This is a genomic window from Nonomuraea sp. PA05 (genome assembly GCF_008086045.1).
In the GTDB taxonomy this organism is placed as follows: Bacteria; Actinomycetota; Actinomycetes; order Streptosporangiales; family Streptosporangiaceae; genus Nonomuraea; species Nonomuraea monospora.
Window position 1 is genome coordinate 258629 of sequence record NZ_VSEY01000003.1, and the last position, 26860, is coordinate 285488.

Annotated in this window: 30 protein-coding genes and 1 tRNA gene; 11 read left to right on the forward strand and 20 right to left on the reverse strand. The window is 68.3% G+C overall.

Annotation, left to right across the window (positions count from 1 at the left end):
• Positions 1–63 precede the first annotated feature (63 nt).
• Positions 64–1485: an MFS transporter gene (locus tag FXF51_RS06660; protein ID WP_262379320.1), complete on the forward strand. Its 1422-nt coding sequence runs from the start codon at positions 64–66 to the stop codon at positions 1483–1485.
• Positions 1486–1513: 28 nt separating this feature from the next.
• On the opposite strand, the gene FXF51_RS06665 is transcribed toward FXF51_RS06660, so the two are convergent.
• Complete coding sequence (locus FXF51_RS06665) at positions 1514–2497, reverse strand: NAD-dependent epimerase/dehydratase family protein (RefSeq protein WP_148433372.1); 984 nt, start codon at positions 2495–2497, stop codon at positions 1514–1516.
• Between the two features lie 214 nt (positions 2498–2711).
• On the opposite strand from FXF51_RS06665, the gene FXF51_RS06670 reads away from it, so the two are divergent.
• Complete coding sequence (locus FXF51_RS06670; protein WP_187414225.1) at positions 2712–4037, forward strand: sensor histidine kinase; 1326 nt, start codon at positions 2712–2714, stop codon at positions 4035–4037.
• A 23-nt stretch (positions 4038–4060) separates the two neighbouring features.
• On the forward strand, positions 4061–4393 hold the full coding sequence (locus FXF51_RS06675) for a pyrophosphatase (protein WP_148433374.1): 333 nt from the start codon (positions 4061–4063) through the stop codon (positions 4391–4393).
• Here the strand turns inward: FXF51_RS06675 and FXF51_RS06680 are convergent.
• Complete coding sequence (locus FXF51_RS06680) at positions 4390–6177, reverse strand: bifunctional metallophosphatase/5'-nucleotidase (RefSeq protein WP_148433375.1); 1788 nt, start codon at positions 6175–6177, stop codon at positions 4390–4392. The two genes, FXF51_RS06675 and FXF51_RS06680, sit on opposite strands and share 4 nt — an antisense overlap.
• 108 nt (positions 6178–6285) lie before the next feature.
• Here FXF51_RS06680 and mshD point away from each other — a divergent pair, with 108 nt between their 5' ends.
• On the forward strand, positions 6286–7191 hold the full coding sequence (gene mshD, locus FXF51_RS06685; RefSeq protein WP_262379321.1) for a mycothiol synthase: 906 nt from the start codon (positions 6286–6288) through the stop codon (positions 7189–7191).
• Between the two features lie 63 nt (positions 7192–7254).
• On the opposite strand, the gene FXF51_RS06690 is transcribed toward mshD, so the two are convergent.
• The 3 genes from FXF51_RS06690 to dcd all read right to left on the reverse strand — a co-directional run bounded on the left by FXF51_RS06690 (position 7255) and on the right by dcd (position 9717).
• The gene (locus FXF51_RS06690) at positions 7255–8262 is read right to left on the reverse strand and encodes an inorganic phosphate transporter (RefSeq protein ID WP_148433377.1); all 1008 of its coding nucleotides are present in this window, start codon (positions 8260–8262) and stop codon (positions 7255–7257) included.
• A gap of 9 nt (positions 8263–8271) precedes the next feature.
• Positions 8272–8889 (reverse strand): DUF47 domain-containing protein, encoded by a 618-nt coding sequence (locus tag FXF51_RS06695; protein WP_020544729.1) that lies wholly within the window; start codon positions 8887–8889, stop codon positions 8272–8274.
• Positions 8890–9141: 252 nt separating this feature from the next.
• On the reverse strand, positions 9142–9717 hold the full coding sequence (dcd, locus tag FXF51_RS06700) for a dCTP deaminase (RefSeq protein WP_148433524.1): 576 nt from the start codon (positions 9715–9717) through the stop codon (positions 9142–9144).
• A 98-nt stretch (positions 9718–9815) separates the two neighbouring features.
• Here dcd and FXF51_RS06705 point away from each other — a divergent pair.
• A tRNA-Gly gene (locus FXF51_RS06705) sits at positions 9816–9886 on the forward strand.
• A 130-nt stretch (positions 9887–10016) separates the two neighbouring features.
• On the opposite strand, the gene FXF51_RS06710 is transcribed toward FXF51_RS06705, so the two are convergent.
• The 4 genes from FXF51_RS06710 to FXF51_RS06725 form a co-directional block, all read right to left on the reverse strand.
• A complete protein-coding gene (locus tag FXF51_RS06710) occupies positions 10017–10430 on the reverse strand; it encodes a type II toxin-antitoxin system VapC family toxin (protein WP_148433378.1) in 414 nt (137 codons plus the stop codon).
• Positions 10427–10687, reverse strand: coding sequence for a CopG family transcriptional regulator (locus tag FXF51_RS06715; protein WP_148433379.1), 261 nt, complete (start codon positions 10685–10687; stop codon positions 10427–10429). Before FXF51_RS06715 ends, FXF51_RS06710 begins: the two co-directional genes overlap by 4 nt.
• A gap of 485 nt (positions 10688–11172) precedes the next feature.
• Entirely contained in the window at positions 11173–11472 is a 300-nt protein-coding gene (locus FXF51_RS06720) for a helix-turn-helix domain-containing protein (RefSeq protein ID WP_187414226.1), read from the reverse strand.
• 5 nt (positions 11473–11477) lie between these two features.
• Positions 11478–11807, reverse strand: coding sequence for a type II toxin-antitoxin system RelE/ParE family toxin (locus tag FXF51_RS06725; RefSeq protein ID WP_262379322.1), 330 nt, complete (start codon positions 11805–11807; stop codon positions 11478–11480).
• A gap of 273 nt (positions 11808–12080) precedes the next feature.
• Between FXF51_RS06725 and FXF51_RS06730 the strand changes: the two genes are divergently transcribed.
• The 3 genes from FXF51_RS06730 to FXF51_RS06740 all read left to right on the forward strand — a co-directional run bounded on the left by FXF51_RS06730 (position 12081) and on the right by FXF51_RS06740 (position 14642).
• Positions 12081–12677 (forward strand): hypothetical protein, encoded by a 597-nt coding sequence (locus FXF51_RS06730; protein ID WP_148433380.1) that lies wholly within the window; start codon positions 12081–12083, stop codon positions 12675–12677.
• Positions 12678–12989: 312 nt separating this feature from the next.
• The gene (locus tag FXF51_RS06735) at positions 12990–13409 is read left to right on the forward strand and encodes a hypothetical protein (RefSeq protein WP_148433381.1); all 420 of its coding nucleotides are present in this window, start codon (positions 12990–12992) and stop codon (positions 13407–13409) included.
• Positions 13410–13553: 144 nt separating this feature from the next.
• Positions 13554–14642: a hypothetical protein gene (locus FXF51_RS06740; protein WP_148433382.1), complete on the forward strand. Its 1089-nt coding sequence runs from the start codon at positions 13554–13556 to the stop codon at positions 14640–14642.
• 154 nt (positions 14643–14796) lie between these two features.
• Here FXF51_RS06740 and FXF51_RS06745 read toward each other — a convergent pair whose 3' ends face one another.
• Both FXF51_RS06745 and FXF51_RS06750 read right to left on the reverse strand, forming a co-directional pair.
• The gene (locus tag FXF51_RS06745; RefSeq protein ID WP_222871146.1) at positions 14797–15486 is read right to left on the reverse strand and encodes an AAA family ATPase; all 690 of its coding nucleotides are present in this window, start codon (positions 15484–15486) and stop codon (positions 14797–14799) included.
• 421 nt (positions 15487–15907) lie between these two features.
• Positions 15908–16156 (reverse strand): helix-turn-helix domain-containing protein, encoded by a 249-nt coding sequence (locus tag FXF51_RS06750; protein WP_262379341.1) that lies wholly within the window; start codon positions 16154–16156, stop codon positions 15908–15910.
• A gap of 234 nt (positions 16157–16390) precedes the next feature.
• On the opposite strand from FXF51_RS06750, the gene FXF51_RS06755 reads away from it, so the two are divergent.
• A complete protein-coding gene (locus FXF51_RS06755; protein ID WP_187414227.1) occupies positions 16391–17284 on the forward strand; it encodes a serine hydrolase in 894 nt (297 codons plus the stop codon).
• Between the two features lie 430 nt (positions 17285–17714).
• Here FXF51_RS06755 and FXF51_RS60615 read toward each other — a convergent pair whose 3' ends face one another.
• Complete coding sequence (locus FXF51_RS60615) at positions 17715–18062, reverse strand: GRAM domain-containing protein (protein WP_187414228.1); 348 nt, start codon at positions 18060–18062, stop codon at positions 17715–17717.
• Positions 18063–18423: 361 nt separating this feature from the next.
• Here FXF51_RS60615 and FXF51_RS06765 point away from each other — a divergent pair, with 361 nt between their 5' ends.
• Positions 18424–19011 carry a hypothetical protein gene (locus tag FXF51_RS06765; protein WP_148433385.1) on the forward strand — a complete coding sequence of 196 codons (588 nt, stop codon included), beginning with the start codon at positions 18424–18426 and terminating at the stop codon, positions 19009–19011.
• 61 nt (positions 19012–19072) lie between these two features.
• On the opposite strand, the gene FXF51_RS06770 is transcribed toward FXF51_RS06765, so the two are convergent.
• The gene (locus FXF51_RS06770) at positions 19073–20611 is read right to left on the reverse strand and encodes an FAD-dependent oxidoreductase (protein ID WP_148433386.1); all 1539 of its coding nucleotides are present in this window, start codon (positions 20609–20611) and stop codon (positions 19073–19075) included.
• Positions 20612–20721: 110 nt separating this feature from the next.
• Here FXF51_RS06770 and FXF51_RS06775 point away from each other — a divergent pair, with 110 nt between their 5' ends.
• Entirely contained in the window at positions 20722–21213 is a 492-nt protein-coding gene (locus FXF51_RS06775; RefSeq protein WP_148433387.1) for a MarR family winged helix-turn-helix transcriptional regulator, read from the forward strand.
• Between the two features lie 15 nt (positions 21214–21228).
• On the opposite strand, the gene FXF51_RS06780 is transcribed toward FXF51_RS06775, so the two are convergent.
• The 7 genes from FXF51_RS06780 to FXF51_RS06810 form a co-directional block, all read right to left on the reverse strand.
• Positions 21229–21915 (reverse strand): HAD family hydrolase, encoded by a 687-nt coding sequence (locus FXF51_RS06780; RefSeq protein WP_148433388.1) that lies wholly within the window; start codon positions 21913–21915, stop codon positions 21229–21231.
• Complete coding sequence (locus tag FXF51_RS06785) at positions 21915–22733, reverse strand: class I SAM-dependent methyltransferase (RefSeq protein ID WP_148433389.1); 819 nt, start codon at positions 22731–22733, stop codon at positions 21915–21917. The genes FXF51_RS06780 and FXF51_RS06785 overlap by 1 nt, the downstream gene beginning before the upstream one ends.
• 116 nt (positions 22734–22849) lie before the next feature.
• On the reverse strand, positions 22850–23995 hold the full coding sequence (locus tag FXF51_RS06790; RefSeq protein ID WP_148433390.1) for an RNA polymerase sigma factor: 1146 nt from the start codon (positions 23993–23995) through the stop codon (positions 22850–22852).
• A 6-nt stretch (positions 23996–24001) separates the two neighbouring features.
• Positions 24002–24409: a YciI family protein gene (locus FXF51_RS06795; protein WP_222871161.1), complete on the reverse strand. Its 408-nt coding sequence runs from the start codon at positions 24407–24409 to the stop codon at positions 24002–24004.
• 33 nt (positions 24410–24442) lie between these two features.
• Positions 24443–24940: a pyridoxamine 5'-phosphate oxidase family protein gene (locus FXF51_RS06800; RefSeq protein ID WP_148433392.1), complete on the reverse strand. Its 498-nt coding sequence runs from the start codon at positions 24938–24940 to the stop codon at positions 24443–24445.
• Positions 24941–25031: 91 nt separating this feature from the next.
• Positions 25032–26129, reverse strand: a complete 1098-nt coding sequence (locus tag FXF51_RS06805; protein WP_262379323.1) for an endonuclease/exonuclease/phosphatase family protein — start codon at positions 26127–26129, stop codon at positions 25032–25034.
• Positions 26126–26854 carry a peptidase E gene (locus FXF51_RS06810; protein ID WP_222871147.1) on the reverse strand — a complete coding sequence of 243 codons (729 nt, stop codon included), beginning with the start codon at positions 26852–26854 and terminating at the stop codon, positions 26126–26128. Before FXF51_RS06810 ends, FXF51_RS06805 begins: the two co-directional genes overlap by 4 nt.
• Between the last annotated feature and the right edge of the window lie 6 nt (positions 26855–26860).

A 26860-nucleotide genomic window follows, 5' to 3' on the forward strand; every position in this document is an offset into this window, starting at 1 on the left:
GGTGATGGGCAAAGAAACGGCTGTAAGGCGATATTTCAGGCACTGATGGGAAGCATGGGCGAGATGATGAAGGAGGAGCCCGGCACCGACACACGACGGCGCGCGCTCGCCGTGTGCCTGGTCTCCGCCTTCATGACCGGTCTCGACGTGAGCATCGTCAACGTCGCGCTGCCGTCCATCAAGGCAGGGCTGCACGCCAGCGAGGACGGCCTGCAGTGGACGCTGTCCGGCTACGCCCTCACGTTCGGCCTGCTCCTCGTCCCCGCCGGACGGCTGGGCGACGCCAGGAGCCGCAGGACCATCTTCCTGTGGGCCGTGGTCCTGTTCACGCTCTCCAGCGCGTTCTGCGGCTTCGCCTGGAACATGAACGTGCTGATCGCCGCCCGCCTCGTGCAGGGCATGGCGGCCGGGATGCTCAACCCGCAGGTGTCGGGGCTGATCCAGCAGATGTTCCACGGGTACGAACGAGGCCGCGCCTTCGGCGCGCTCGGCGCCACCATCGGCGTCTCCACGGCGGCCGGGCCGCTGATCGGCGGGGCGCTGGTGACCGTGTTCGGCGCCGACCACGGCTGGCGGTGGGTGTTCCTGGTGAACCTGCCGATCGGGCTGGCGCTGCTGCCCCTGGCCTACCGGCTGCTGCCGCGCCCCCAGTACGTGCACACGCGGCCGGAGAGCATGGACCCGGTCGGCGTGCTGCTGCTCGGGGTCGGCGTGGCAGGGCTGCTGCTGCCGTTCATCCAGCGGCACCAGTGGGAGGGGGCGGCCAAGTGGTTGCTCGTGCCGGCCGCGCTGCTGGTGCTGGCCGGGTTCGTGACGTGGGAGCGGTTCTACCGGCGTGAGCCGCTGGTGAAGCTGGAGCTCTTCCGCAAACGCTCGTACAGCCTCGGATCGGCGATCGCGCTGTTCTACTTCGCCGGGTTCACCGGCATCTTCTTCATCTTCACGCTCTACCTGCAGAGCGGCCACGGCTACAGCCCGCTGCAGGCCGGGCTGGCCATCACGCCGTTCGCGCTCGGCTCCGCCTCGGCCGCCATGGTCGGCGGGCACCTCGTGTCGCGCATGGGACGGCGGCTGGTCGCCATCGGGCTGAGCATGGTGATCGTCGGGCTGCTGGCCACCATGGCCGCCACCGCGCTGGTGCCCGGCGCGGCGACCGGGCTGGCCACCGCGCTGCCGCTGCTGGTCGCGGGCATGGGCAGCGGCCTGGTGATCTCGCCCAACCAGGCCATCACGCTGTCGGAGGTGCCGCCCTCCGGCGGCGGGAGCGCCGCCGGGGTGCTGCAGACGGGGCAGCGACTCGGCTCGGCGATCGGCATCGCGGCGGCGGGGACGACGTTCTTCGGGTCGCTGGACGAGGGCTGGGCGGCGGCCTTCCGTCACGGCCTGGTCGTGGTGCTGTCGTCGGTGTGCATCGCCCTGGCGGCGGCCCTGTACGACCTGGTACGCAGCCACCGCGACAGGGAGGCGGCCCGTGCTGACGCCTGACAGGGCGGCGTCGCACGGCCGAGCGAGGTCACGATGCCAGGATCCGCGCCTCCAGCTCCGGATCGAGGCCCTTGAGCGGCCGGTCGGCCCGCTGCGGCGCCTGCCCGCCGAGCCCGCGCAGCCAGGCCCACGTGTCGGCCACCGTCTCCTCCACCGGCCGCACCCGCAGCCCCTCCGCCAAGGCCTTGCTGACATCCCCGCCGTGCAGGAAGTCGTACTCGGCGCCCACCAGCCAGAACGGCAGCCCGACCCACGGCTCCACCCCGGCCGCCAGCAGCCGCTCAGGCTCGATCCAGCGCAGCTCGGCGTCGGAGCCGATCACCTTGACGCACGTCTCCAGCATGTCGCGCATCGTCGTCGCCCCCAGCGGTGACACCAGGTTGAACGCCCCGCCGGCACCCCGCGCCGCCGCCTCCAGGCACCACACGGCCAGGTCACGGGCGTCGATGTACTGGATGCCGCGATCCGCCGGCCCCGGCGCGACCACGGGGCCGCCGCGCGCGATCCTGTTCAGCCACCACGGCAGCCGCCCCACGTTCTCGTGCGGCCCGATGATCAGCCCGGCCCTGGCCAGCAGCGCCCGCTCGCCGAACGCGGCCACGGCCCCCAGCTCGCCGCCCGCCTTGTTGCGCGCGTAGTCGGCCTCGCCGTCGTCGGCCGAGGCCGTCACCACGGGCGCGCTCTCGTCGGCGCCGTACGGCACCGGCTCGGCGTAGGCGGACCTGCTGGAGACGTACACGTAGGAGCCGGCCCGCCCGGCCAGCAGCGCCGCCGCGTCCCTGACGGCCGAGGGCGCCAGCGACCAGGTGTCCACGACGACGTCCCACTCGCCGCCGCGCTCCAGCTCCGCCAGGCCGCCGGGCGCCGAGCGGTCGCCGCGCAACGCCGTCACCCCGGCGGGCGGCTCGTGGCTGCCCCGGTTGAACGTCGTCACCTCCCAGCCCGACGCCAGCGCCTCGTCGACGAACACCCGGCCCACGAACCCCGTGCCACCCAGCACCAGAACCTTCATGGCCCCACCCTGGCCTCCGCACGCCCCTGCCGGAAGGCGTGCACGCCGTCAGCGGAATCGCCGGGAGCGAAACATGTACGGAGAGTATCCGTCGATCACATGGGGGGCGTCAGGGGCGGGTAAATGTCACAGACAGTGATGACAGGAAGGCGGGATGGGATTGACAGGGTGGCTCCTCGCGCGCTCGCTCCTTCCGCGTTCGATCCGGGCGCGGATGACCACGGCCGCGACCCTGGTGGCCGCGGCCGTCTTCGCCGGCGCGTCGGCCCTGACGCTGTCCACCGTCCCGGACAACCTGCACGGGATCGTCCATACCAGGGCGGAGCTGGCGATCCGGCGGGTGGCGAGCCAGGCGCGCACCGGCACCCTGCCCGCTGAGCTGCCGACACCGGCGCGCGTCCAGCTCCTGCGCGTCCTCTCGGAGCGCGGTGAGGTGCTCGCGAGCAGCACCTCCTTCCCCCAGGACGCCCGGGTGACCGCGTTCAGGCCGGTCAGGAGGGAGGTGATCGAGACGACCGAGCTGGACCTGGCGCGTCACCCGGACGAGCCCAGGAGCAACCACCTGCTCATGGCCATCACCGTGCGCTCGCCGCGCGGCCCCGTCACCGTGCAGGCGGCCTCGTCGCTGGCCGACGTCGACAGGGCCCTGATGTGGATCCACCTGATCATTTACCTCGGCACGCCGTTCGTCCTCGTCCTGATCGCCATGCTGACCTGGGCCGTGGTCAGCTACGCGCTGCGGCCCGTCGGGCGGGTGCGCGCCGAGCTGGCCGAGATCACCGGCCAGGACCTCAGCCGCCGCGTGTCCGTGCCGCCCACGGGCGACGAGATCGCCGACCTGGCCGAGACCACCAACGACACCCTCGACCGCCTGGAGCGCTCGGCCGAGACGCAACGCCGCTTCGTCGCCGACGCCTCGCACGAGCTGCGCAGCCCCATCTCCGCGCTGCGCGCCCAGCTCGAAGTGGCCCACGACTACCCCGACGAGACGGACTGGCCGGCCACGGGCGCGCGGGCGCTGGCCGCCGCCGACCGGCTCACCGGCATCATCGACGAGCTGCTGATGCTGGCCAAGCTCGACGCGGGCGCGCTCACGCCGCGCCGCGTGGTGGACCTGTGCCGGGTGGCGGAGGAGCAGATCCGCCGCCGCGAGGGCGGCCGGGCTCCGATCTTCCTGGACGCCTGCGCGCCGGCGCCCGTCCTCGGCTCGCCCATGCAGCTCGACCGCCTGCTGACGAACCTGCTCGACAACGCCACGCGGCACACCGCGTCCAGGATCGACGTCGAGGTGGCGGTACGGGGGGATCGGGTGGTCGTGACGGTCACCGACGACGGCGACGGGATCGCGCCGGAGGACAGGGAACGGGTCTTCGAGCGGTTCACCCGGCTGGAGAGCGCCAGGGCCAAGGACAAGGGCGGCAGCGGGCTCGGGCTGCCGCTGTCCAGGGAGATCGCCACGGCGCACGGCGGCACCCTCACGGTCGCCGAGCACACCCCGGGCGCCCGCTTCGTCGCCGTTCTGCCGCTGCACCGCTCGTGAGCAGGGGGCCTAGACTCGGCGGCATGGATCTGCGCGAGCTGTCCGAGGAGATCGAGTCCATCTCGCGGCGGTACGCCGATCACCTCGGTATCGACCGCGACGACACCTGGTTCCTGCTCAAGCTCCAGGAGGAGGTCGGTGAGCTGACGCAGGCGTTCCTCATGCTCACCGGCCGGGCCAGGACGAAGGGCCGCACCGGCGCGGAGCTCGACGCCGACTTCAGGGCGGAGCTGGCCGACGTGGTCTGCCACGTGCTGCTCATGGCCCGTCACCACGGGGTGGACCTGGAGGAGGAGATCGCGCGCAAGTGGTTGGGGCCCGCACTCCGGGGGGAGGCGGGCCCGGGGACGCGCTAGCCGACGACCGTGATCCGGTTGGTGACCGGGGGAGCGATCGGGTTGTTCCTGCCGAGGTGCTCGACGAAGGCGTCGATGTCCAGCGGCCCGCTCCACAGGTCCGTGCCGTCCCTGAAGGCGAGGAACGCGTCGCCGCCGCCCACCAGGAAGTTGTTGGCCGCGACCCTGATCGGCTGCGTGTCCGTCACCGGCACGCCGTCGATCTTCATGTCGGACACCTTGGAGCCCCAGGCGGCGCTCTGGCTGTAGGTGTAGGTGAAGTTCGCCGACGGCTGCAGGATCTTGGTGAACGCCTGGTTGTTCGGCCCGCTGGTGAACTGCTGCTCCAGCACCGTCTTGAGCTGGGCGCCGGTCAGTGTGACGACCTGCATCAGGTTGTTGAACGGCTGCACCGTGAACGCCTCGCCGTAGGTGACGACGCCGGCGCCCTCGTTCGCGGGCGAGGTGGCGTACGACAGCGACGCCCGTACACCGCCGGGGTTCATCAGCGCGATCTGCGCGTTGCCGCCCGCCTGCGTGGCGGCGAGCTGGCCGTCGGCGATGAGGTCGCCGAGCGGCGACTCGCCGGACGGCGCGGCGGCGTTGGTGATGTCGGCGCTGATGGTGCCGACCGCCTTGTTCGCGACGGGCGCGACGCGGTCCTTCCACGTCTGGACGAACGCCGAGATCTCGGGGTCGGGGGCGACCGTCCGCGTCACGACGTGGTTGTCGGCGACGACGGAGGAGCGGACGATGTCGCGGGTCCGCACGTCGACGTTCAGGTCGACCTGCGTGATGACCCGCCCGAACGAGCCGCCCTGCGAGTAGACGCGGTCGTTGCCCGCCGGGTCCTTGACCTGGCACAGGTACGCCTGGTGCGAGTGGCCGCTCAGGATCAGGTCGATCTCGGCGTCCACCTGGGTGGCGATGCGGTTGCCCGCTCCCGGGACGGCGGCGCAGGCGTCGGGCGACTGGCCGGCGGTGACCTGGTCGCCCTCGTGCACGAGCACGACCTGGGCCTTCACGCCCACCAGCTTGAGCAGCTTGGACGCCACGTTCGCGGCCTTGACCTCGTCCACGAACTTGAGGTCCTTGATGCCCTCGCTCGTGACGATGCTCGGCGTCGTCTGCGTGACGAGGCCGATGAAGCCGATCGGCACGCCGTTCATCCACTTGATGCTGACCGGCGGCAGCGCGGGCACGCCCCAGTCGGACAGGACCTTCTTGACCTGCGCGGAGTCGGAGCCGCCGAGCGCCGCCAGGGCGTCGGTCTTCTCGTTGCGGTTCTTGAACAGGACGTTGGCGCCCACGTAGTCGAACTTGGCGCCCTTCCACTCGCCCGCGGGCGAGCAGCCGTCCACCGGGTGGCAGCCGCCGTCCATGATGCGCCGCAGCTCGGTGTAGCCCTCGTCGAACTCGTGGTTGCCGACCGCGGCGACCTTGAGCCCCAGCTTGTCCATGAACTCGATGGACGGCTCGTCGTGGTAGGCGGCCGAGATCAGCGGGGTGGCGCCGATGAGGTCGCCCTGGGCGACGGCGATGGTGTTCCTGTCGGCCAGGGCCTTCATGTGGGTGGCCACGTAGGCGGCGCCGCCGGCGTCGACCGTGTTGCCGTGCTCGTCCACCATGCGGCCGGAGGAGCCGGTGGGGGGTTCGAGGTTGCCGTGGAAGTCATTGAGCGCGAGCAGGCGTACGGGGACCGTACGGGGGGCCTTGCTCGCGTCCGCCGGAAGGGTGGCCAGCAGGACCGCACCCGAGGCGACGGCGCCGGCCAGCGCCAGCCGGAGGAGGGAACGAGACGTCATGGCCCAAGACGTTACGGCTGGAATCTATGCAGCCAATGTCGCAAAGGTAACGATATGCCGGGCTGTCACATGGCGTTATTTGCCAGTCGGACGCCTAGAGTTCGTTCTGTGAACGCGCGCACAGAGATCAGGGAACGGCTGGACGACCAGGAGATCGCCGGGGTGCTCGGCGTGGTGGAGGCGGCGACGGAGGCGGACGGCGTGCGTCCGCTGAACGAGCACGTGATGCTGCACCTCCGCTACGGCGGCGACCCGCAGGCCCGCTCCGTGTTGCTTTGGGCGGGTTCGACGCTGGCGGGGTACGCGCACGTCGATCCCACGGACGAGGTCGAGGGGCCGAGCGTCGAACTGGTCATCCACCCCGCGCACCGCCGCCAGGGCAACGGCACGAGCCTGCTGCGCGCGGTCACCGACCTGACGAACGGCCGGCTGCGGCTGTGGGCCCACGGCGACCACGCGGGCGCCGGAGCGCTGGCCACCGCGTTCGGCTTCGACCGGGTCCGCTCGCTGTGGCAGATGCGCCGCTCCCTGTACGCCCCGCTGGCCGCGTACACGCTGCCGCCTGGCGTGAGCCTGCGCGCGTTCGTGCCGGGACAGGACGAGGAGGCCTGGCTCAAGGTGAACGCCGCCGCCTTCGCCCACCACCCGGAACAGGGCGCGTGGACGATGGACGACCTGCTGCTGCGCGAGCGGGAGCCCTGGTTCGACCCCGAGGGCTTCATCCTGGCCGTCCGCGGCGACCGGCTGGCCGGCTTCCACTGGACGAAGATCCACGGCTCCACCGACCATGGTCACGAGCCGCTGGGGGAGGTGTACGTCGTCGGCGTCGACCCCTCCCAGCAGGGCACCGGCCTCGGGCGCTCGCTCACCCTCGCCGGCCTGAGTCACCTGCGCTCGCGTGGTCTCGCCCAGGCGATGCTGTACGTGGACGAGACCAACACGGCGGCGATCAGGCTGTACGAGTCCCTCGGGTTCAACCGGTGGGACGTGGACGTGATGTACGCCCCCGCGTGACTTGCTGTATGTCTCGCGTGGCGTGTATTACGCCCCGTGTGACGTGCATTGCGCCTCGCGCGATCAGCCTTCGACGATGGCGTGCAGGATGAAGTAGGACACCGCTGCGACGATCGCGGCGGCGGGGATGGTCAGGATCCAGGCGGTCACGATGTTGCCCGCCACGCCCCACCGCACGGCGCTGAGCCGCTTGGTGGCCCCCACACCCATGATCGCCGAGGTGATCGTGTGCGTGGTGGAGATGGGCGCCCCGAACCCGATGGCGGCCCCGTACAGGACGGTCGCCGCCGCCGACTCCGCGGCGAAACCCTGCGGCGGGTCCAGCGCGATGATGCGCCGCCCCAGCGTGCGCATGATGCGCCAGCCGCCCGCGTACGTGCCCAGCGAGATCGCCCCGGCGGCGGCCAGGATGACCCACTGCGGGATGGGGTCCGTGGGCTGGGCGAACCCGCCGACGACGAGCGCCAGGAAGATGACGCCCATCGTCTTCTGCGCGTCCTGGAGGCCGTGCCCGAGTGCCATGGCGGCGGCCGAGACGGTCTGCGCGTAGCGGAAGCCGCGGTTGGTCCGCCCCGGCTGGCTGTTGCGGAAGATCCAATAAATTGCGATCATGATCGCCGCGGCGAGGGTGAACCCGATCAGCGGTGACAGGATCATGGGGATGACGACCTTCTCGACGACGCCGTCCCAGTGCACCACGCTGGCCGAGGCCAGCGCGGAGCCCACCAGGCCGCCGATGAGCGCGTGACTGGAGGAGGACGGCAGGCCGAAGTACCAGGTGATCAGATTCCAGGTGATCGCGCCGATCAGCCCCGCGGCGACGATGACCAGGCCGTGTGAGCCGTCCGGAGCGTCGATGATGCCCTTGCCCACCGTCTGGGCGACCTGGGTGCCCAGGTGGGCGCCGATGAAGTTCATGGCGGCGGCCATGAACAACGCGGCCCTGGGGGTCAGGGCCCTGGTCGAGACGGAGGTCGCGATGGCGTTCGCCGCGTCATGGAACCCGTTGGTGTAGTCGAAGACCAGGGCGATGACGACTACACCGATGACGAGGCCGAGCGTGAGGTCCACTTTCTGGGCCTAGCTTTCCTTGACCGCGATCGACTCGACGGTGTTGGCCACGTGTTCGAAGGCGTCGGCCGCCTCTTCCAGGGCGTCGACGACCTCCTTCATCTTCATGACGGTGAGGGCGTCGTACTCACCGCTGAACAGCTTGGCCAGCAGCCTCCTGTAGACCTGGTCACCCTGGTTCTCCAGGCGGTTGACCTCGATCCAGTACTCGTTGAGGTTCTTCATCGACCGCAGGCGCGGCATCGCCTCGGCGGTCAGCTCCGCCGCCCGCTCCAGCACCTCCACCTGGCGCACGACGTCCTTGGGGAGGTGGTCGAGCTGGTAGAGGACGATGAGGTCGGAGGCGGCCTCCATGGCGTCCATCACGTCGTCGAGGTTCGAGGCCAGCCGGTAGATGTCCTCGCGGTCGAACGGGGTGATGAAGCTCTCATTGAGCCGGTTCATGATCGCATGGGTGCGTTCGTCACCGGCGTGCTCGCAAGCGCGCATCTTCTCGGCCAGGGTCTCCCTGTCCGATCCGTCGCTAATGATCTCTACCAGCAGGCGGGATGCCGTGACCAGGTTGTTCGCCGAGTCGGCGAACAGGTCGTAGTAGCTGTCCTCACGTGGCGTGAGACGCAGACGCACGTCGTTCTCCAGATGTGCGGGGATGGTCCGTGGAAGAGGGTATGGCTTACCAGGCGAAATGCGAACTTCATGTCCCCTTCGCCTACTGGCTACCCGACGTATGTTGTACGACACCGCAGAACCGCGTAGTTTTAGGCGGTTTTTTGCTGCTCACGCCCGCTTTGGGGTAGCCCGTAACCCCTCACCCGGGCGTGGTCGGGCGCGTGAAGTCACCCGTACGTTCCTCAGATGTTCATCTACTGTTCATCTTGTTCAGATCTTCGTCCGGTGAAAGTTCCGGAACGACCGCGACGGCGTCGGCCCCCGCTGCCCCTGGTAGCGCGACCCGTACTTGCTCGAACCGTACGGATGCTCGGCCGGCGAGCTCAGCCTGAAGACGCACAACTGCCCGATCTTCATGCCGGGCCACAGCTTGATCGGCAACGTCGCCACGTTCGACAACTCCAGCGTCACATGGCCGCTGAACCCTGGATCGATGAACCCGGCCGTCGAATGCGTCAGCAACCCCAGCCGCCCCAGCGAACTCTTCCCCTCCAGCCGCGACGCCAGATCGTCCGGCAGGCTCACCACCTCGTACGTGGAGGCCAGCACGAACTCACCCGGATGCAGGATGAACGGATCATCCCCCTCCGGCTCCACCATCCGCGTGAGATCCGGCTGCTCGACGGACGGGTCGATGTGCGGGTACCGATGGTTCTCGAACACCCGGAAGAAGCGGTCTAGCCGAACGTCGATGCTGGACGGCTGGATCATTTCCGGGTCGAACGGGTCGATGTTCAGACGGCCGGCTTCGATCGCAGCGAGGATGTCACGGTCAGATAGCAACACGGTGAGCAACTTACCGGTCTGGTTCGACGAGTGTTGGCTGGGATTGCTGTTGTGGGGCAAGTTTCCGCTACAGTGGGGGGCGCGGCCTTCGGGTTTGCGCGGGTGTAGTTCAATGGCAGAACATCAGCTTCCCAAGCTGACAGCGCGGGTTCGATTCCCGTCACCCGCTCTCATAGGGAAAGCCCAGGTAGGCCGATGGATTCGGTGCCTGGGCTTTGGTGTTGTCCAGGGTTGTTGGGCTCTGGGTGCCATTAGCTTGGATGATAGCCCTGTCGGAGCTAGCAGGGCAGGGGCCTGACTCAGACCTTGATGACGGTGACGCGTACGCCGCATAGTGCGGCGAGGTCCTCGGGGTCGGAGGTGAGGACTGTGACGGGGCCTGGGGCTGCGAGGGCGGTGGCGCTGAGCATGGCGTCGATGGCGTACTTGTGCCCGTGCAGGCCGACGTTGGACAAGAGGGTGGCGGCGTGGCGGGCGATTGGTTCGGTGATTGGCTCGATGACAAGGCGGGACAGCGTCCACTCCAGAGCCGGCCGGTTAACGCGGGGGTGGACCACCTCGACGAGGGTGGCGGCGGAGGTGATGACTCGGAGGTCGTCGGCGCGGGCGAGAGCGAGCCATGCGGTGATCGTACGGTCGCGCAGGACGGCCTTGGCCAGTCCCTCGCTGTCGAGGACAAGGGTGCCGCCGGGAGCAGCGGGAGAACGGGTCACGCAGCCGCCCCACCATTGGCCTGTCCCCGCCGAGCCTGGTGGAGTTGGTCGCGCAGTGCCTGGACCTCGTCGTCGGTGATGGGGCCATGCTCGGCCTCGGCGACCTGAATGAGTTCGCTGAGGTTGTCGCGCTCGATCTGGCGGGCGACGGCGGCGGCGACGTAAGCCGACAGGCCGGAAGGGCCGCTCCGGGATCGGGCTGCCTCGGCGATGTCACGCGGCATGGTGATCGAATACTTGCCAGTAGGCTCGCTCATGCTCTTTATCCTACCGCTTATCCTCCTGCGGTGTCGCGGCTGCCTTACGAGCGTCGGGACGCCTACTACTCGTGGTTGCACATCGGCGAGAGCTGGGTGCTCTCCTGACTTCCTCTTTGGGACGGAACAACGGCGGATGAGGGTGATCAGGCGGACGGTGTGCGCGTTACGCGGGAAAACGCCAGGTCGCGGGCTGATCGCCGGGCCATTAGCGGGCCATTAGGAGGGGGCAAAGAGGGGTCAATCACGGTCACTCAGGACCGGCTTTCTGCCCAGTTCAGCGCCCCAGCGGGCCGTGATCGATGCAGTTCCCAAGCTGACAGCGCGGGTTCGATTCCCGTCACCCGCTCTCACTAGGAGGCCAGGTCCGGGATGGATTCCCAGCCTGGCTTTGATCGTTTTCGGGGGCTGTTCTCGATCTTCCGTGCAACCAGCGACGCGTACCGGCAGCCAGGTCGTGGGTGCCGGGACTTTTTCGAGCAAGATCAGCCGGCCTCACGCAGCGGCTGGAACTCGACGTTGAGCCGCATCTCCAGAGCCTCTGCCAGGCGCTCCAGCATGGGGATGCTCGGCATGGTTCCTCCTGCCTCGAACCGTGCAACAGCTGGCTGCTGCAGCCCAGTGCGCTCCGCTAGTTCAGCCTGGGTCAGTCCGAGTTGCTCACGCCGCAGCCTCACGGCCTCGCCCAGTTCGAACCGGATCTTGGCCGCCTCGTAGGCCGCTCCAGCACCGGGACGATTCATGATTTCGGACTTCCTGTCGGCCCAAGTCTTGCGCTCGCTCACTCCGCTCACTCCTCATCAGTGGTGTGCGCCTCAGTGATACACCGCTGTATGGCCCGCCACGCACGATCGATCTCAGTGGTCTCGCGCATCCGCTGCTTGCGGAACACCGTCAGCATGACGATCCGTCTCCCCGGAGCGATCCAGTAGGTGATCCGCACCGCCTCTCGGCGGAGGTGAAATCGCAGCTCCCGTAGTTTGCCGCGGAGCTGACGAGTGTAGGGCTCGTCGAGCAGGACACCACGCGCGGCCAGTAGGTCGATGTAGAACGCCGCTGTTTCCTGGTCCTCCTGATCAAGAGTGTCGAACCACTCATCAACCTCTGGCTCCAGCTCCACCTCTCCTCAGTTCATAACACAAACGTTATAGTGCAAGCAAGAGCCGGGTCTTGGAGAAGTGAAATTGCCCTGTTACGTACCTCGGTGCTCGCGTCATGCCAGGATGAAGGCTGGTCGTCGGACCATTAGCGGGCCATTAGGAGGTGTGACGAGGGGGCAACCACGGTCACTCACGACCGGCCTCAGACCCATGTCAAAGCTCTCACGAGGCGACATCCCTGCGATTCCCGAGCTGACTGGGCCAGATCCGCAAGCAGGTGCAAACTGGGCCTCATGCCTCCAGCCAACCTCAGCGAGACGGAGTACCTACGTCACATCGAACTGCTCGCCCACGATGTCATACACGCCGCCAACGAAGAAGGATGGCTGACCTACGACCGCGAGGCGACACCCGCCACTGCTCTCCACCGAGCCGTGAACGAGCTGGCCCGTCAGATCCGCCACCACCACTTCAGCGGAGACGGCTGCCTGGAAGACGATCTCCCGCCCATGCAGCTCGCAGGAATCGTCCTCCTCCACCCGAAGGCGATCCCTTCAGACATGGAGGGTACCTACGAAGAAATCTGCACCCGACTGGGGATACCCCCGGCATCTGACGGCTGGGCCGTCTGGAACACCTGGGCCAACGACCAGCAACCGATTTCCGTCATCCTGGCCGACACCGATGGAACCGAAGGCATCCTCCTCAACTGGGCTCGCGGCATCGAGGTCTCCCCATCCGCACCACTGCCGGCCCAAGTCGTCGTGACCCGGCAAGGATGGCTCACACCCATGACGCTCTCTCCCCTCAGCGCCCGAAAGCTCGGCATCACACGGCCTCCCTATTGGAAACCCAGTGCCTCCGGCGGGGGCACTCCAGCTCCGGGATGATCGCCGCCTCGCAGGAGCGGGACGTAAGCGGCTGTCGGCAGCGTGATCATCCCGTCCGGCATCGAGCCGGGACAACCCGAGCAGACCAGGGCCACGGGAACGAGGTTGGGGGCGCCACCTTGTCCCCAGAGCCCCGGTCCTTCGGGCGCGTCAACGGGGACGGCATGATCAGTGAGGTCGGTGCCTCGGCTTTCGTCCTTCGACCGTGCCATGGGAAGCTGCGCTGATGATCCGAACCGGAACCTAGGAGCCGATGGTGCGCAGGAAGTCGCAGCAGGAACCGCCCCCAGCGACGCTGAGACTGCCGGGTACATGCGGAGCCTGGCCGAGCACTTTGTTGAGCACACACGCGAGGACGGATACTCCTTCGACTGGGACCCGGCGTTCATTCACCATCTCGACAACTACTGCACCCATTTCGTGACCTCGAAGTCGTCTCCTGAGGCCGTCCACAGCGTGATCATGAGCGCAGGGGCGTATCTGGGCGAGATGATCGTCCGAAATAGCGACTGTAAATGGGTGTACTGCGCGAACGAGAATGCCGCTGCTGTGGAGAGCCCTGCGGGACTTCGCGGCTACCCGCACAACAAGGTCGCCAAGCGGATCCACAACGGATATGTACATGACCTGGAGACGTTCTTCAAGTACGCCGTCACGGGCGAAGCGCCACGCGGATCAATCGCCCGCGTCAGCAAACCTTCATGGTGGCAACGACTGGGGTCGCGAGCCTGATCGCCGTGCCGCTGAGGAGATGATGAGGGACCAACTACGGTCACTCAGGAGAACCTCAGCCACAGGTCGACGCGTCTACAAGCCAAGATCCCGGCCACCGAGGGATATCCGCCCCAGCGTCCGTGCCGGACTGGAGGAGATCTGATGGAATCGCTGGTCCTTGGGCCGATCGATTACCGCCGGCGTTTGACGTTCGTGTGGATCGTCGGCGGCCCGTACACAGGGCCGGAGGCGGGCTTCGTCATTGACGGTCGCGATTACGCGGATCCGGAGCAGGCGCGTGCCGCCGTTCGCGAAGCATTGGAGCAGACCGACCTGCGCGTACGAGTCGCCGATTTCCGTCCGGTCAATATCGCGGGGAACGAGAAAGAATTGGACCACTGGCCGAGCTGGGCCGAGTTCCGTACCTTTCTCGACGTTCACGGTCCGGTGTATCCGTGGCGTCGGCGCCTCACCTCGCCGGCTCGATCGGCGAGCGCGACTCGACCGGCCGTGCCCGTCGACGCATCGTTCGATCCGTTGTACTCGGAGCGGCACTTCGACTGCTGGGGCCAGCTCGTCGAGACCTTCCCGTACGGTCAAGGCCCCTTCGATCCCATCTTGGGACGCCGGGCGGCGGGATATGGCCTCAACGATGCCACCGGCGAGTTCGAGGCCGACACGCGGTGCGCCTTACAGTGCGCGCACGGCCTGGAGGACGACGAGACCTGGCCGCTGCGTGACGAGGACGAGTTCATCGAAGCGGTCGAGCACCGACGGGAGCGGTTGCTCCGCGAGTCGTTCTTTCAGCGTCACGACAAGCCGGACATCTTCGCCGCGTACGAGCGGGCGGCGCGCGACGGGCGAACCGCGCAGACCCGGCGTGCCACTTACGAGATGTGGCGGCAGGTACAGCGGCGCAGGGCGTACTTTCTCCTCGAATCCGAGCCGGTGCGGGTGGACCTCACCGACGACGCCGCCCCGACGGCGGCCTGGCGCCTGGACACGGTGACCGGCCGGATCGTCTCGACCGGCCGGGCCGACGCGGAGGCCGTCCTCGGCGGTGGGGGTGAGCGGGTCACCGAACATGTCTGGCTTCTGTCGATAGAGGAGCGACGGCGCGCACTCGACGTGGACGGCGCCATCGCCGAGGCCTACGCGAAAGCCGCCGCGCAGCCCGACGAGGCGTACCGCCGTCGCACCTTGACCCGCAGTTTCGACCTGTGGGCGGAGAAGTTCGCCACCGAAGCTTAGGACGGTGTGTGATGCGGACCTCCCCCGGACCTTCCGGCGACGGTTAACGCCTCGGTCACCGCTGAGGAGCGATTCCCGGTCCTGGGCCGGCAGAGCGCGCTCCGGGCGACTACGCCGCGGGCGAGAACGCAGACGAGCCTTCTCCAAGCGGGGCCTATGACCGCTGTCCGAGACCGAAGTGCTCGATCGTCAGCTTCGCGACTGCAGCCGAGGACAGCTCGGTACTGTCGATTCGCAAATAGTCGGCCCGGCCCTCGTACTCGCCATTCGAATTCAGCTGGTACTTGGCGTCCAGCTCCAGAAGATTTCGCCGCGACCACTCGAGATCACGTTTGGACGGCTTCTCAGCCAGGCGAAGCTCACCCTCGTTCCGCTCCAGGCGCACCTCCTGGCTCGCGGACAGTTCCAGGTAGAAGACCCGTCCTCCCCTGCTGTGGAACGGAGCCGCGTAACTCTCAAGCTCGATCTCATCGGCAGGGACGTCGAACGCCCGCACGAACGTGAAGATCAGGCCCGCCAGATCGCTGGCAGCCACCTCCTCGAAAACCCGACGGCGGAACCCGCCAACGAGGCGCGCGAAAGGCTCGCTGCCGAACTCGAAGAACCGCAGCACCGGCTCGATGGCCAGATGATTGTGAAAGACCTTCATCCCGGTCAGCTGAGCGATGTCATAGCCGACCGTCATCTTGCCGACCGCTGGGGGCCCAATAATGCGCAGCAGCGTAGGGCCGTTCAACTCCGTAGTTTCACTCACCGTGGCAAAGTAGACAGCTTGCCCCGGTTCAGCAACCGTATAAACGGCGGTTCGGGCAGCGTGATCACGCGACCATCGCAGCAAGCCCATGCTATGAGGTCCGTATGGTCGTGGTGCTCGTCGAGGGGGAGCAGCGCCGGTCAGTGCTTGCAGGGTGATGCTCCGGCCATGCGGCCCGCTCGCGACTCCAAGCGGCATCCTGCGGTTTGAGGGTTCTGCTCGCATTCGGGTCGTGTCTGCGCGTTTTCTCTGAACGATGCCTTCGCGGCTACTGATCTCGCAGGATGGAGAAAGCCGACCCTGCGGCAAGATCAGCAGAGATCGGCGTCCGGACTCCGTAAGGCGCTCGGATCGGCTTGGCGGCTGCTCAGCCCCCCTGCTGACAGGTGCTGGTATTGAGCGAAGACGAGGCGTTCACCGAAGTCTGAGCCGGGTTCGGTGAATTCACGGCGACCGCGTGGCGGTATGCGGGGGGCGACCGTCGCACTTGCTCGCGTGAAGTGGCGCGCCCTCAGCTCATGCGAGTTCGACGCGGAACCGGATTCCCATTGCCGCACCGAGGCGCAGCAGTGTCGCAATATCCGGGATGCCGCCACCCGCCCTCGATGTAAGACAGAGCGGGCTGGGTCATCCCGGAGCGCTCCGATATGACCTTCTGGGACAAGCCTCGGCGCTTGCGGATCTCCCGTAGCTGGTCTCCGATCCCCAGGTCATGGCCTGCCTGCTCGTGTGCGGGGTGAGGTTGTGTATCCGCCTCCATCCCGCACAGCGCGCCGACCGGATCGTTGCCGGTCGGCCATGCTTCTCCAGCAAGCACCGCGTCTGCGGATGGAACAGGCCGGAATCATCAGGTCGTACAAAGGAGAAGAACAAGCTCCAAGCCGAACTTCGGTCACCCGTAACCTCAAAAATCGTTTCTGTATGCGAAGTCTCCTGAGTTGAATCGAGGGATGCGAACCATTCCTGCTTTGTTCTTGTCTCCTGCATGGCCCCGATGAACGACGATCTCAAGGACACCGAGGCCGTACTCGCCCACATCCGCGCTCACCCTGACACCATCGCACTGATGACCCAGGGCATCGAGCACAATGCCGACCGCCTCACCCCCGTGGCGTCCGCCATCAAAATCATTCACCTCGCCGCCTACACCGATGCCGTGCGCAAGGGCCTGGCCAAGCCGGACGAACCAGTCTCCGTAGCGCTCTGGGACGCCTATCACCTGCCCGACACCGATGGCGGCGCCCACGAAGCGGCGCTCAGACGGCTCAAGCCCGGCGCGAGCGTCACGCTGGACGAGCTGGTCTCCGCTTTGATCGAGGAAAGCGACAACGCCGCCGCCGATCTGCTACGCGACCGCTTTGGCGCTCAGGCGCTGGACGAGATCGCGCAAGCGCCCGTCAGCACCATCAACGGCGAGGCGCTGCGCATCTACGGCGGCTGCACGCTGCCCCCTGACGTCTGCCTGCGCAACTACGTCAGGGACGGCCAGGAGACGCGACTCACGTCTTTCGAATATGCCCAGGAGATGGACTTGGTCGAGAGCGTTTCCTGTATCGCGCCGCGTGTGCTGCACGGGGTTCTCGCCAGACTGAAGAGGGATGAGATAGCGAGCCGGCATCTGGAATGGCCGATGCGGCAGCCGTGGGCCGATCCCGATGAATACCTGATCGGCGCCAAGATGGGTGTGATGGTTGGGCTGCTCAGCGAGGCCGTGTACGTCGTGCGGCCAGATGGGGAGGCGCGTGAGATGGTCCTGGTCATGCGACGGTTGACTGAGGCGGCCTTGGTCTCCGGGATGCGTAGTTGGGCCCCTCATCATTTTCTTATGCGGATGGCGACCGATCCTGCCTTCTTCGCCGATGTTCGCGCGGCACTGCTCGCACGGTAAACATGCTCGCAGCGAAGAGAGGAACGGGGTAGAGCCTCGCGAGTTCCTTCGGCCAATGGTCGTCGATTCGATACTGCCGAGTTGATGTGCAGCACTCCGCGGGCTGCACGGTCATGTCCAGGTCGCGAGTCTCCGTCCAGGTGATCCACGTGCAGTCGTGGACGGCGGGGTCGGTGGCAGCGGATGCTTCGAAGTGGCGAGAAGTGACGGCCGGTAGGCCACGGGCGGCTGCGGCAGGAGGCCAGTCGAGCTGGTCGCGGACGCCGAAGAGGCAGCCGAACGCGTCGTGGTCGCGGCCGTCGTACAGGGGGTAGAGGGGCGTCGAACGGTTGCCATGGTTCGCTGTCGTACCAGTCCTCGCCGGCACATGGGTGACGGGTTTCGATGTAGCCGTAGACGTCGGTGCCCGCGGTCGCAGCGTGAGGGGCGCTCAGCCTTTCGTGGTTTCGATCGCGTTCATCCATTCCCGGCGGCGGTGCACGACGAATCGGATGCGTTCGTCGCTCCGCAGTGCGATTTCCATGCCGTTCGGCACGATGGCGAGCGTGTTGACCGGGGTCGTCGTGATGATGTCCTTGAGCGGCCAAGCCCAGACGCCTGCCTGGTAATTCACGGAGTGAGCGTGGAAGACCAGCCAATTACTGGTGAGCCAGAGCCGGCCGCCCACGGCCTCTTTGCCGCGCCACAGATTCGCGTTGCCCTTGCGGACGACTACCTCGCCGGGCTCGGCGATGATGTCCGTGCCGTGGAACGCCTTGCCTAAGTCTTGTGCATCCATGCTGTGTTCTGCTCCTGATTCGTCCGTCCCTGAGTTTAAGCGGCTCCCTCGATTCTTCCTGGGAAAGAGTGGCGGCGCGACGCCGGCGCCTGGGGAAATCCTCATGGTGCCCGCCGCCGTATGCCGACAGATTGTGGAGGGTTCCGGGTGGCTCGCATGGTGCCCAACCACGCATGTCCAAGGCTGACCGAGGGGCTGGCGTCCGTTCGGTGTCCGGCGCTCGTCGTGGCGGGCGCGCGGGGAGGGAGATGGCGGAAAGCTTGCCCGGGGCGCGCCTGGAGGTGTTCGAGCGCTACCGGTCATTTCCTTCCTGACATCGAGGGGAGCGGTTCTTCTCCCTGTTGCGCGCTAGGGTGGCGCTGTGATCAACAAGCCGCCTGGATTACCGTTCCTGGTCGTCTTCTCGGCGGCGGCGGCCGTTCTCTTGACATGGGCCGGTCACCCGTCCTGGCTGGGGCTTGAGACGTTCGTTCACGCAGTTCCCGTCGGCCTCGTCTTATTCGTTTACTGGGCGATTCGAGTGGTCTGGGCCGACCACAAAGGAGCCTTGCCGGAGGGCATACGCAGTCGCACGCTCATGCCGTGGTACGTCGCCGGTGTCGTGCTGATCGCGCTGATGACGGAAGCGCCGTCCTGGGTTCGTTTCACGCTCTCCGAATCGAGCATGGAAGCCTACGTCGAATCCGTGAACGAAAATCCCCGCCGTGCGGAAGCGTGTCAATGGGTTGGCCTGTACTACGCGTGCGGCGGGATGCGGCATCAGGACGCCACCACGGGGGAAGAGTTTCCCGGCAGTGTCGAGTTCGCCGTTCGAGACCTGTTCCTGGACGACGGCAAGGGTTTCCTGTGGCTGCCCTCCGGAGAACCCAGTGAGAGCAGCGACGGCGGCAACCGCTACAGCCACCTGGAGGGCCGTTGGTACAGCTACAGATGGGAGCCGGACTGGTAAGCGACCAACCTCCCCGAGACGCCGCCGCTTACGGGTCGCCGCAGCGCCTCGCGAACAGGCGTCAGCTCGGCTGGGCCGTGCATGTGGTCATCTGGTGGGTGTCGGGGCGGATGGGGGAGCGGGTGGCGATGTAGTTGTCCGGACGGATGAGCACGGCGCTGTCCTCGCGAATGTCGTAGACGCGGTGAATCTGGCCATCGGTGTCGAGGACGACGCCGGGGCCGGTGGCCTTGGTATCGGTGGTGATCCGGACTGTGCGAAGCGGGTCGTCGATGGTGCTGCAGGGTGCGGGGTGGCCGCGGTCGAAGGTGAGCAGGGTCCAGTGCGGGCCGCGGAGCAGGTCGAACACGCGGACCGTGCGGCCGGACCCGGGTTGGACGCCTTCGGCGTCGGGGGCGCGGTCGCCGGGCCGGACGCGGGCGCTGTCGGAGTCCGGCAGCGGGGTGGTGAGCGGGCTGTCGGGGTAGGCGATCGTGAGGCCGGTGGTGAAGTCGCCGGTCAGGCCGCGTTGCGCGGCCGATCCGTCACCGTCGCGGGTGGCGCGCATGACCGCGTGCAGGCGGGCGGTGCTGTCCTCCAGGACGGCGCGTGCCACCGGCCGGCGCTCGAGCTCGTAGGTGTCCAGCAGGGCGGGGCCGGCGCCGCCGAGGACGGCGGCGAGTTTCCAGCCGAGGTTGTAGGCGTCCTGGATGCCGGTGTTCATGCCCTGGCCGCCGGCCGGTGAGTGGATGTGCGCGGCGTCCCCGGCGAGGAAGACGCGGCCGATCCTGTACCGGTCGGCGAGGCAGACGTTGATCTTGTAGAGCGACAGCCAGTCCGCGTCCGTGATCGTGACGTCCAGCAGCCCCGCGCGTTCGGTGAGGAGGCGCCGGAACAGGTCGAGTGAGGGCTGGACGGGGTTCGGGTCGTCAGCGGGGATGGACGCCTGGAATTGCCACAGGTTCGTGCCCGGCAGCGGGAACAGCGACAAGATGCCGTGCTCGGGGCTCATCCACAGGTGCTGGCAGTGCCGGTCCAGTCCTTGGACGCGCACGTCACCGAGCCACCAGCGGTGATCGCCGTAGGAGACGCCCTGCAGCGTCGCGCCGATCTGCCGGCGGACGAGGCTGCGGCCGCCGTCGCAGCCGATGACGTAGCGGGCGGTGATCGACTGCTCGCCGGTCGCGGTTCGCATGCTCACCTCGACGGCGTCGCCGTCTTCCTGCACGGTGGTGACGGCCGTGCCCCACGTGATCCGGCCGCCGAGTTCCGTCAGGCGATCACGCAGGATCTGCTCGAACATCGGTTGCGACAGCCACACCGGCGCATAGGGGACTCCCGGCTCTGACGTCCCGATCGCCGCCTCGACCGCTTCGGAAATCACCCGGCCGCGGTCGTAGTGCCGGGTCGGCACGTGCACTGCTCCCAGTTCCAGTACACGGTCGATGACGCCGAGATCGTCGGCCACCTCCAGCGTTCGCGGCTGAATCGTCTTGGCCCGTGAGGCCGTGCCGGGGCCTTGCGCCTGGTCGACGACGCGGCAGTCGATGCCACGGCGGGCAAGGTCGCAGGCCAGGGCCAGCCCGGTCGGCCCGGCTCCGACGATCAGAACGTCCGTCATTTTAGGTACCTACCTTAGATATCTATTGTTCGGTCAGGCGGCTTCGTTGCCGCTTGAGTGGATGCGTGCGACAATATACCTAAGGTAGATATCTAATCAAGAGAGGGCCGATGAGCAGCACGAACGATGCGCTGATGGGGCTGCTGCCCCGCATGACCCAGCTCAGCAGCACGCTGAATCGCGGGCAGTTGTTCGAGCGGGCCACCGCAGCCGCAGGGGTGACGCTGGACCGGCCCGTGGTGACCACCCTGGTCACCCTCCAGGCCGCCGAGCGGCCTCTGCGGGTGGGTGAGCTCGCGGCCCGGATGCAGCTTGCCGGCCCGTACGTCACCCGCCAGTTGAACGGACTCGAACGGCGTCGGCTGGTCAAGCGCGTCCCGGATCCGGACGACCAGCGAGTCCGCCTGATCGCCCTCGCTCCCGCGGGCGAGAAACTCATCGGCCGCTATCTACAGGTCATCAACGGGTGGTTCGACCAGGCGCTGGCCGGATGGTCCGAAGACGACCAGCGCGACCTCGTCCGCCTGATCGGCCGGCTCGTCGACGACCTCTCCGCCCATCTGGACACGATCGTCGATGAGGACGCCGTCATCGAGGAGTGACACGGCGGCCCGGAGCTACCCCTCCTCGAAGAGTTCGACGATGGGCGTCAGCGAGTCCGGCCGAGCGCTGACAGGCAGGGGGTCGACGAGGTGCACCGGGCAGCCGAGTGCGGTGGCGCCGGTGTCGGCGTGGCGGTCGTCGCCGACCATGAGGACGCTGCCGGGCGGCAACGTGAGCTTGTCGCAGGCGGCGCGGAAGATGCGGGGGTCGGGTTTCGTCACGCCGAGCTCGTAGGAGAGCACGAAGGCGTCGACGTACCGGGTGAGGTCGTGGAAGGCGAAGACGGTGCGCAGGTCCCAGCCGATGTTGCTGACGACCGCTGTGGGCACCGCGCGCCGGTGCAGCTCCTGGAGGACGGGGCGGGTGTCCGGGTAGAGCTGCCAGGCGATCGGCTGGAGGGCGCGCTCGTAGAGGGCGTCCGCGAGGGACGGGTGCGGGAGGCGGGCTTCCCTGGCCAGGGCGGTGTAGCAGGCGCGGTGGTGGTCGTCGGTCAGGTCGCGATCGCGCCAGAGGCCGGTCAGGTGGTGGGGGACTTCGCGGGGTGTGGGGCCGCCTGGTTGTGCGCCCATGATCTCCAGGCGGTCGGCGCAGGCGGTGATCTCGGCGTCGGAGAGAGAGTACTGGCCGTTGTCTTGCAGGACGGCCCGTAGCCACTGCTCCGTGGGCTCGATGCGGAGCAGCGTTCCGGAGAAGTCGAACATCACACCCTTGAGCAACGATCGCCCTCGTACTTTCGCTCGCGGTACTGCCAGACGAACTCCAGCCACGGCGGGGCCACCCCCGTGAAGTGCGCCCAGCTGCCCGGCTCCGCGCCGGGGTAGTCGCCGCGCACCTCGGAGAGATGGGTCAGCGTGAAGCCCTCGCCGATCAGGCTGTTGACGATCCGGCTCAGCGTCTGCCGGTATTCCCTGGGCTCGCGGATGCCGGAGGCTTCCTGGTCGTGGACCCAGTCCTGGTCGGGGTAGGAGGTGGCGGCCTCGTCCGTGTAGGGCTGGGTGAGGGTGTAGCCCTCGCCGTTCCAGGAGTGGTGGGTCAGCCCGGAGAAGAACGGGTTGGCGCACATCAGGTAGTAGTGGCCGCCGTTCGCGATGACGCGGGCGACCTCGCGGAAGACGACCCGGGAGTCGGGGACGAAGGTCAGCGAGTACGGGTGCCAGATCAGGTCGAAGGCGGTGTCGCCGAGGGCTGAGAGGTCCCGCATGTCGCCTTGGACGGTGCGGACGGCGACGCCGTAGTGATCGGCGGCCGAGCGGTCCCGCTCCAGTTGGCCGGAGCTGATGTCGAAGACCGTCACGTCGGCTCCGAGCAGGGCGAAGGCCGCGGACTGCTGGCCGCCTCCGCTCGCCAGGCAGAGCACCTTGCGGCCCGCGACGTCGCCGGGGACGCCCAGCCGTTCCAGGCCCAGGTAGCCGCGGGCCTTCTCCTCGTCCAGGTCGAGCATGGGGCGGGTGAACAGCGCGTCCGCCTCCACCAGGGCTTCCCAGCGTTCCGCGTTGTAGCGGTAGACCTCGTCCTGCACAGTGATCACCTTAGCTGTCGCTCAACGCCCGCAACGAGTCGTTTTCCGTAGGGAAGTCGCGGCTGGGGAGGGGGCGACAGCATGTGGGCGCCCTCGGTGAGGGCGCCTGAAGGCCTTCAATCTCGGAGCTTGGCGTTGAGGCGGGCGGCCTGCCGCGTGAGATGGTCCCGTTCGGGCAGGTTGGGGGCGGAGAGGGCGGCCTCGGCGTACAGGCGCGCCGCCGCAGCCAGGTCCCCGTCACGCTCACGCAGGTACGCCTCGGCCGCGGTGTATCGGGGCAGCGACGGGTCGAGCTCCGCCAGGGCCGCCAGCCCGGCGCGCGGGCCGTCCGCCTCGCCGACGGCGACCGCCCGGTTGAGGCGGGCCACCGGGTTGCCGGTGAGGCGCAGCAACTCGTCGTACCACTCGACGATCTGCACCCAGTCGGTCTCCCCGGCCGTGCGCGCGTCCGCGTGCAGCGCGGCGATGGCGGCCTGGGCCTGGAACTCGCCCAGCCGGTCGCGGGCGAGGGCGGCCTGGAGCACGTCCACGCCCTCGGCGATCAGGCGGGTGTCCCAGAGGCAGCGGTCCTGCTCGGCGAGGGGGACGAGGCTGCCGTCCCGGCCCGTCCTGGCGGGGCGGCGGGCGTGGTGCAGCAGCATGAGCGCGAGCAGGCCCGCCACCTCCTCGTGCTTGGTCCCGGACGCGAGCCGGCGGGTCAGCCGGATCGCCTCGGCGGCGAGGTCGACGTCCCCTGAGTAGCCCTCGTTGAAGACGAGGTAGAGGACGCGCAGCACCGTGGCGACGTCGCCGGGCTGGTTGAAGCGGACGGACGAGACGGTCCGCTTGGCCCGGCTGATGCGCTGGGCCATGGTCGCCTCCGGCACCAGGTAGGCCTGCGCGATCTGGCGCGTGGTCAGGCCGCCGACCGCGCGCAGCGTCAGCGCGACGGCCGAGGCCGGCGTCAGGGACGGGTGCGCGCACAGGAAGTAGAGCTGCAACGTGTCGTCCACCGGGTCGCCCGGCTCCGGCGCGGGCTCGGCCTCGACGCGCCCCTCGCGGTCGCGGCGGGAGGCGTCGGCGCGGGTGGCGTCCAGGAACTTGCGCCACGACACGGTGACCAGCCAGCCCTTCGGGTCGCGGGGCGGGTCGTCCGGCCACACGCGCACGGCCTCGATCAGGGCATCCTGTACGGCGTCCTCGGCCGCCGCGAAGTCGGCTCCGCGGCGGACGAGCACGCCGATCACCGTGGGGGTGAGGGTCCGCAGCAGGGTCTCGTCCACCGTTCGTCACTCCGTGACGGTGGAGTGCGCGGACAGGAACGGGCGCACCTCCAGCCACTCGTGGATCGGCCGGCCGCCCGCTCCGGGAGCCGCGGACAGCTCGGCCGCCAGCTCCAGCGCCCGCTCGTACGTCTCGACGTCGATCACCATCCAGCCGGCGATCAGGTCCTTGGTCTCGGCGAACGGCCCGTCGGTGGCCGGCGGCCGTCCCTCGCCGTCGTAGCGGACGAACGTGCCCTCAGGGGAGAGCGCCTGGCTGTCGACGAACTCGCCAGTGGTCTCCAGCCGGGCGACGAAGTCCCGCATGTACTGCACGTGGGCGGAGACCTCCTCCGGCGTCCACTGGTCCATCGGCACGTCGTTGACCGCCGCGGGAGCGCCTCGGTAGTGCTTGAGAAGCAGGTACTTGGCCATCATGTTCTCCTGTGTGCGGTTTCGTGAAGGGGTTCAGGCCTGCTGGCGTGCGGCTCGCTCGTGCATGAGCTCCTCGACCGCGCTCGGCAGCGTCGTCTCGAAGTCGATCAGCTTGACCCACGTCGGGGTGACGACGACCCGGACCATGCCGTCGTAGAGCGAACGCACCTCCGCCTCCCACACGACCCGCTGCTCGGGCGTCATCTGGTAGCTGCCGTTCATCTGGAGGTACTCGTCCGGGATGCCGTCGACGACGTCCAGCTCGGCCTGGCCGCGGATGAGCAGAATCTTGGGCGGGTGCACCTCGGTGTCGATCGTCAGGGCCACCGCGGGGTTCTCGCGCAGGTGGGCGAGCTTGGGGGAGTTCTTCGTCGTGCACATGACGATCTGCGAGCCGTTCCAGGTGAACCCGATCGGGATGTTGCGGGGGGTGCCGTCCTTGGCGACGTAGGCGAGGCGGGTCAGGTCACGGGCGAGCAGTTCCTGGCTGTACGGGCGGTTCAGGATCTCGGTGATCTCGTGCTGCTGCATGACTGGTCCTCTTCCTCGTCCCGCGGGCCGTGGTGGCCGCTTGTGACCCTGGGACGGAGCCGGCGCGACGTTCTCGACATCCGTGTGGCCATCAATCGGGATTTGTTTTTCTGAGGTCGAGCCGGGCGGCGGTGGGGAGGTGGTCGCTGCCGGTGGAGGGGAGGGTCCAGGTGCTGGTGGAGGGGGCGTCGCGGGTCATGATGTGGTCGATGCGGGCGAGGGGGAACGCGGCGGGCCAGGTGAAGGCGAAGCCGTCGAGGGCCGGGGTCAGGCGGGAGGTGAGGGGGGACAGGCCGCGGTCGTGCACGGCGCCGTTGAGATCGCCCATCAGGACAATCCTGGCCAGCTCTTCCTCGGCGATGGCGGCGCCCAGGGCGGTGGCGCTCTCGTCGCGCCAGGCCGTGCCGTAGCCGTCCTGGAGGCGGATGCGGACTGAGGGGAGGTGGGCGACATATGCCGCTATGTCGCCTGCCGGGGTTTGTACGGTGGCGCGCAGGCCGCGGTTCCAGTCGGCGGTGATGGCCTTGGGTTTGATGTCGAGGGGGCGGCTGTCGGTGAGGGGGTATCGGGACCAGAGGCCGACTGTGCCCACGATGATCCGGTGGGGGTGTTCCGGGGTGAGGGCCGCTTCGTAGACGGGCAGGGCCTCCAGGGTCAGCTCCTGGAGGGCGATGAGGTCGGCTCCGGCGCGGGCGAGGGCGTTCGCCGTGGTGGCGGGGGTCGCGTTGTCGTCGGCGACGTTGTGCTGGAGCACTGTGAGGACGGACGGTGGTTCGGGCGCGCCGGGGAACGCCGGGCCGGGAGGCGACGAGCCTGGGAACACCCAGGCGCCGAACATGACGGCCCAGACCACCGCCGGCACGATCGCGGCCACGATCGCGGCGGGTGAGCGTCGTAATGAGGCCAGGGCGAGCAGGGCCACGGCGGGCAGGCCGAGCCAGGGCAGGAAGGTCTCCAGCAGGCTGCCGAGGTTGCCCACGGCGTTGGGGACGGCCGAGTGGAACGCCAGGAGCGCGGCGACCAGCACGGAGAGCGACCCCAGAACCCACGGGCTCCGACGCCGCCCGTCCGCGCCCGGCCCGTCCGCGCCCGGCCCGTCCGCGCCCGGCCCGTCCGCGCCCGGCCCGTCCGCGCCCGGCCCGTCCGCGCCCGGCCCGTCCGCGCCCGGCCCGTCCGCGTCCAGGCTCAAGGGACCCAGCGGCGGGCCGGGACGGCCGTCTCCCGGCTCGTGCCGTCGCCGTCACGCTCGACGAACCACGCGTTCCTGTCAGGAAGCACGCTCAACGCCTCGTGCAGCCGGGTGCCCACGTAGTGCAGCGCGACACCGTCCTCCGTGGCGTATCCCGGCGGAAGCGTCCCCTCGCCGACCAGCCGCCGGTAGGTGTCCCGGCGCGGCTGGTCGCCCAGGTCGTCGTGGACGCCGTTGCTGAACGGCAGGAAGCCGAGACAGTCGTGCACCGGGTCGAGCTGGTCGCCGAAGGAGTCGGTCACCCCGCCCAGGTGCCAGCACAGGCTGCCCGCGCTCTGCCCGGCCAGCACCACGCCCGCCTCCCAGCACTCCCGCATGATCTCCTCCAGCCGGTGCGCCCGCCAGACCGCCAGCAGGTTCACCACGCTGCCCCCTGACACGAAGACGACGTCCTGGGAGAGCAGGTGCGCGCGCACGTCCTTGACGTTCGGCTGGGTGAAGAGCTGCAGGTGGGAGAGTTCGGCGTCGCCGAGCTTCGGCACGAGTCCGTACCAGCCGTCGATCTGCTCCCGCGCGTCCCCCGTCGCTGTCGCGATCAGGCAGACGCGCGGCCTGGGCACCTCGGCCAGTCGCATCGCCTGCCAGATCTGCACGCCCGCGTGGGTGAACCCCTCAGGCGGATAGAGCACTCCTGAGCAGGCGAGAATCTGTGGCTCTCGGGTCATGGGCAT

Excerpts from the sequence above, each read along its gene's own strand:
- FXF51_RS06660 (WP_262379320.1), top strand. The coding sequence starts at position 64 with ATGATGAAGGAGGAGCCCGGCACCGACACACGACGGCGCGCGCTCGCC.
- FXF51_RS06665 (WP_148433372.1), bottom strand. The coding sequence starts at position 2,497 with ATGAAGGTTCTGGTGCTGGGTGGCACGGGGTTCGTGGGCCGGGTGTTC.
- FXF51_RS06670 (WP_187414225.1), top strand. The coding sequence starts at position 2,712 with ATGACCACGGCCGCGACCCTGGTGGCCGCGGCCGTCTTCGCCGGCGCG.
- FXF51_RS06675 (WP_148433374.1), top strand. The coding sequence starts at position 4,061 with ATGGATCTGCGCGAGCTGTCCGAGGAGATCGAGTCCATCTCGCGGCGG.
- FXF51_RS06680 (WP_148433375.1), bottom strand. The coding sequence starts at position 6,177 with ATGACGTCTCGTTCCCTCCTCCGGCTGGCGCTGGCCGGCGCCGTCGCC.
- FXF51_RS06715 (WP_148433379.1), bottom strand. The coding sequence starts at position 10,687 with ATGAGCGAGCCTACTGGCAAGTATTCGATCACCATGCCGCGTGACATC.
- FXF51_RS06730 (WP_148433380.1), top strand. The coding sequence starts at position 12,081 with ATGCCTCCAGCCAACCTCAGCGAGACGGAGTACCTACGTCACATCGAA.
- FXF51_RS06735 (WP_148433381.1), top strand. The coding sequence starts at position 12,990 with ATGCGGAGCCTGGCCGAGCACTTTGTTGAGCACACACGCGAGGACGGA.
- FXF51_RS06740 (WP_148433382.1), top strand. The coding sequence starts at position 13,554 with ATGGAATCGCTGGTCCTTGGGCCGATCGATTACCGCCGGCGTTTGACG.
- FXF51_RS06745 (WP_222871146.1), bottom strand. The coding sequence starts at position 15,486 with ATGGGCTTGCTGCGATGGTCGCGTGATCACGCTGCCCGAACCGCCGTT.
- FXF51_RS06750 (WP_262379341.1), bottom strand. The coding sequence starts at position 16,156 with ATGGAGGCGGATACACAACCTCACCCCGCACACGAGCAGGCAGGCCAT.
- FXF51_RS06755 (WP_187414227.1), top strand. The coding sequence starts at position 16,391 with ATGAACGACGATCTCAAGGACACCGAGGCCGTACTCGCCCACATCCGC.
- FXF51_RS60615 (WP_187414228.1), bottom strand. The coding sequence starts at position 18,062 with ATGGATGCACAAGACTTAGGCAAGGCGTTCCACGGCACGGACATCATC.
- FXF51_RS06770 (WP_148433386.1), bottom strand. The coding sequence starts at position 20,611 with ATGACGGACGTTCTGATCGTCGGAGCCGGGCCGACCGGGCTGGCCCTG.
- FXF51_RS06775 (WP_148433387.1), top strand. The coding sequence starts at position 20,722 with ATGAGCAGCACGAACGATGCGCTGATGGGGCTGCTGCCCCGCATGACC.
- FXF51_RS06780 (WP_148433388.1), bottom strand. The coding sequence starts at position 21,915 with ATGTTCGACTTCTCCGGAACGCTGCTCCGCATCGAGCCCACGGAGCAG.
- FXF51_RS06795 (WP_222871161.1), bottom strand. The coding sequence starts at position 24,409 with ATGGCCAAGTACCTGCTTCTCAAGCACTACCGAGGCGCTCCCGCGGCG.
- FXF51_RS06800 (WP_148433392.1), bottom strand. The coding sequence starts at position 24,940 with ATGCAGCAGCACGAGATCACCGAGATCCTGAACCGCCCGTACAGCCAG.
- FXF51_RS06810 (WP_222871147.1), bottom strand. The coding sequence starts at position 26,854 with ATGACCCGAGAGCCACAGATTCTCGCCTGCTCAGGAGTGCTCTATCCG.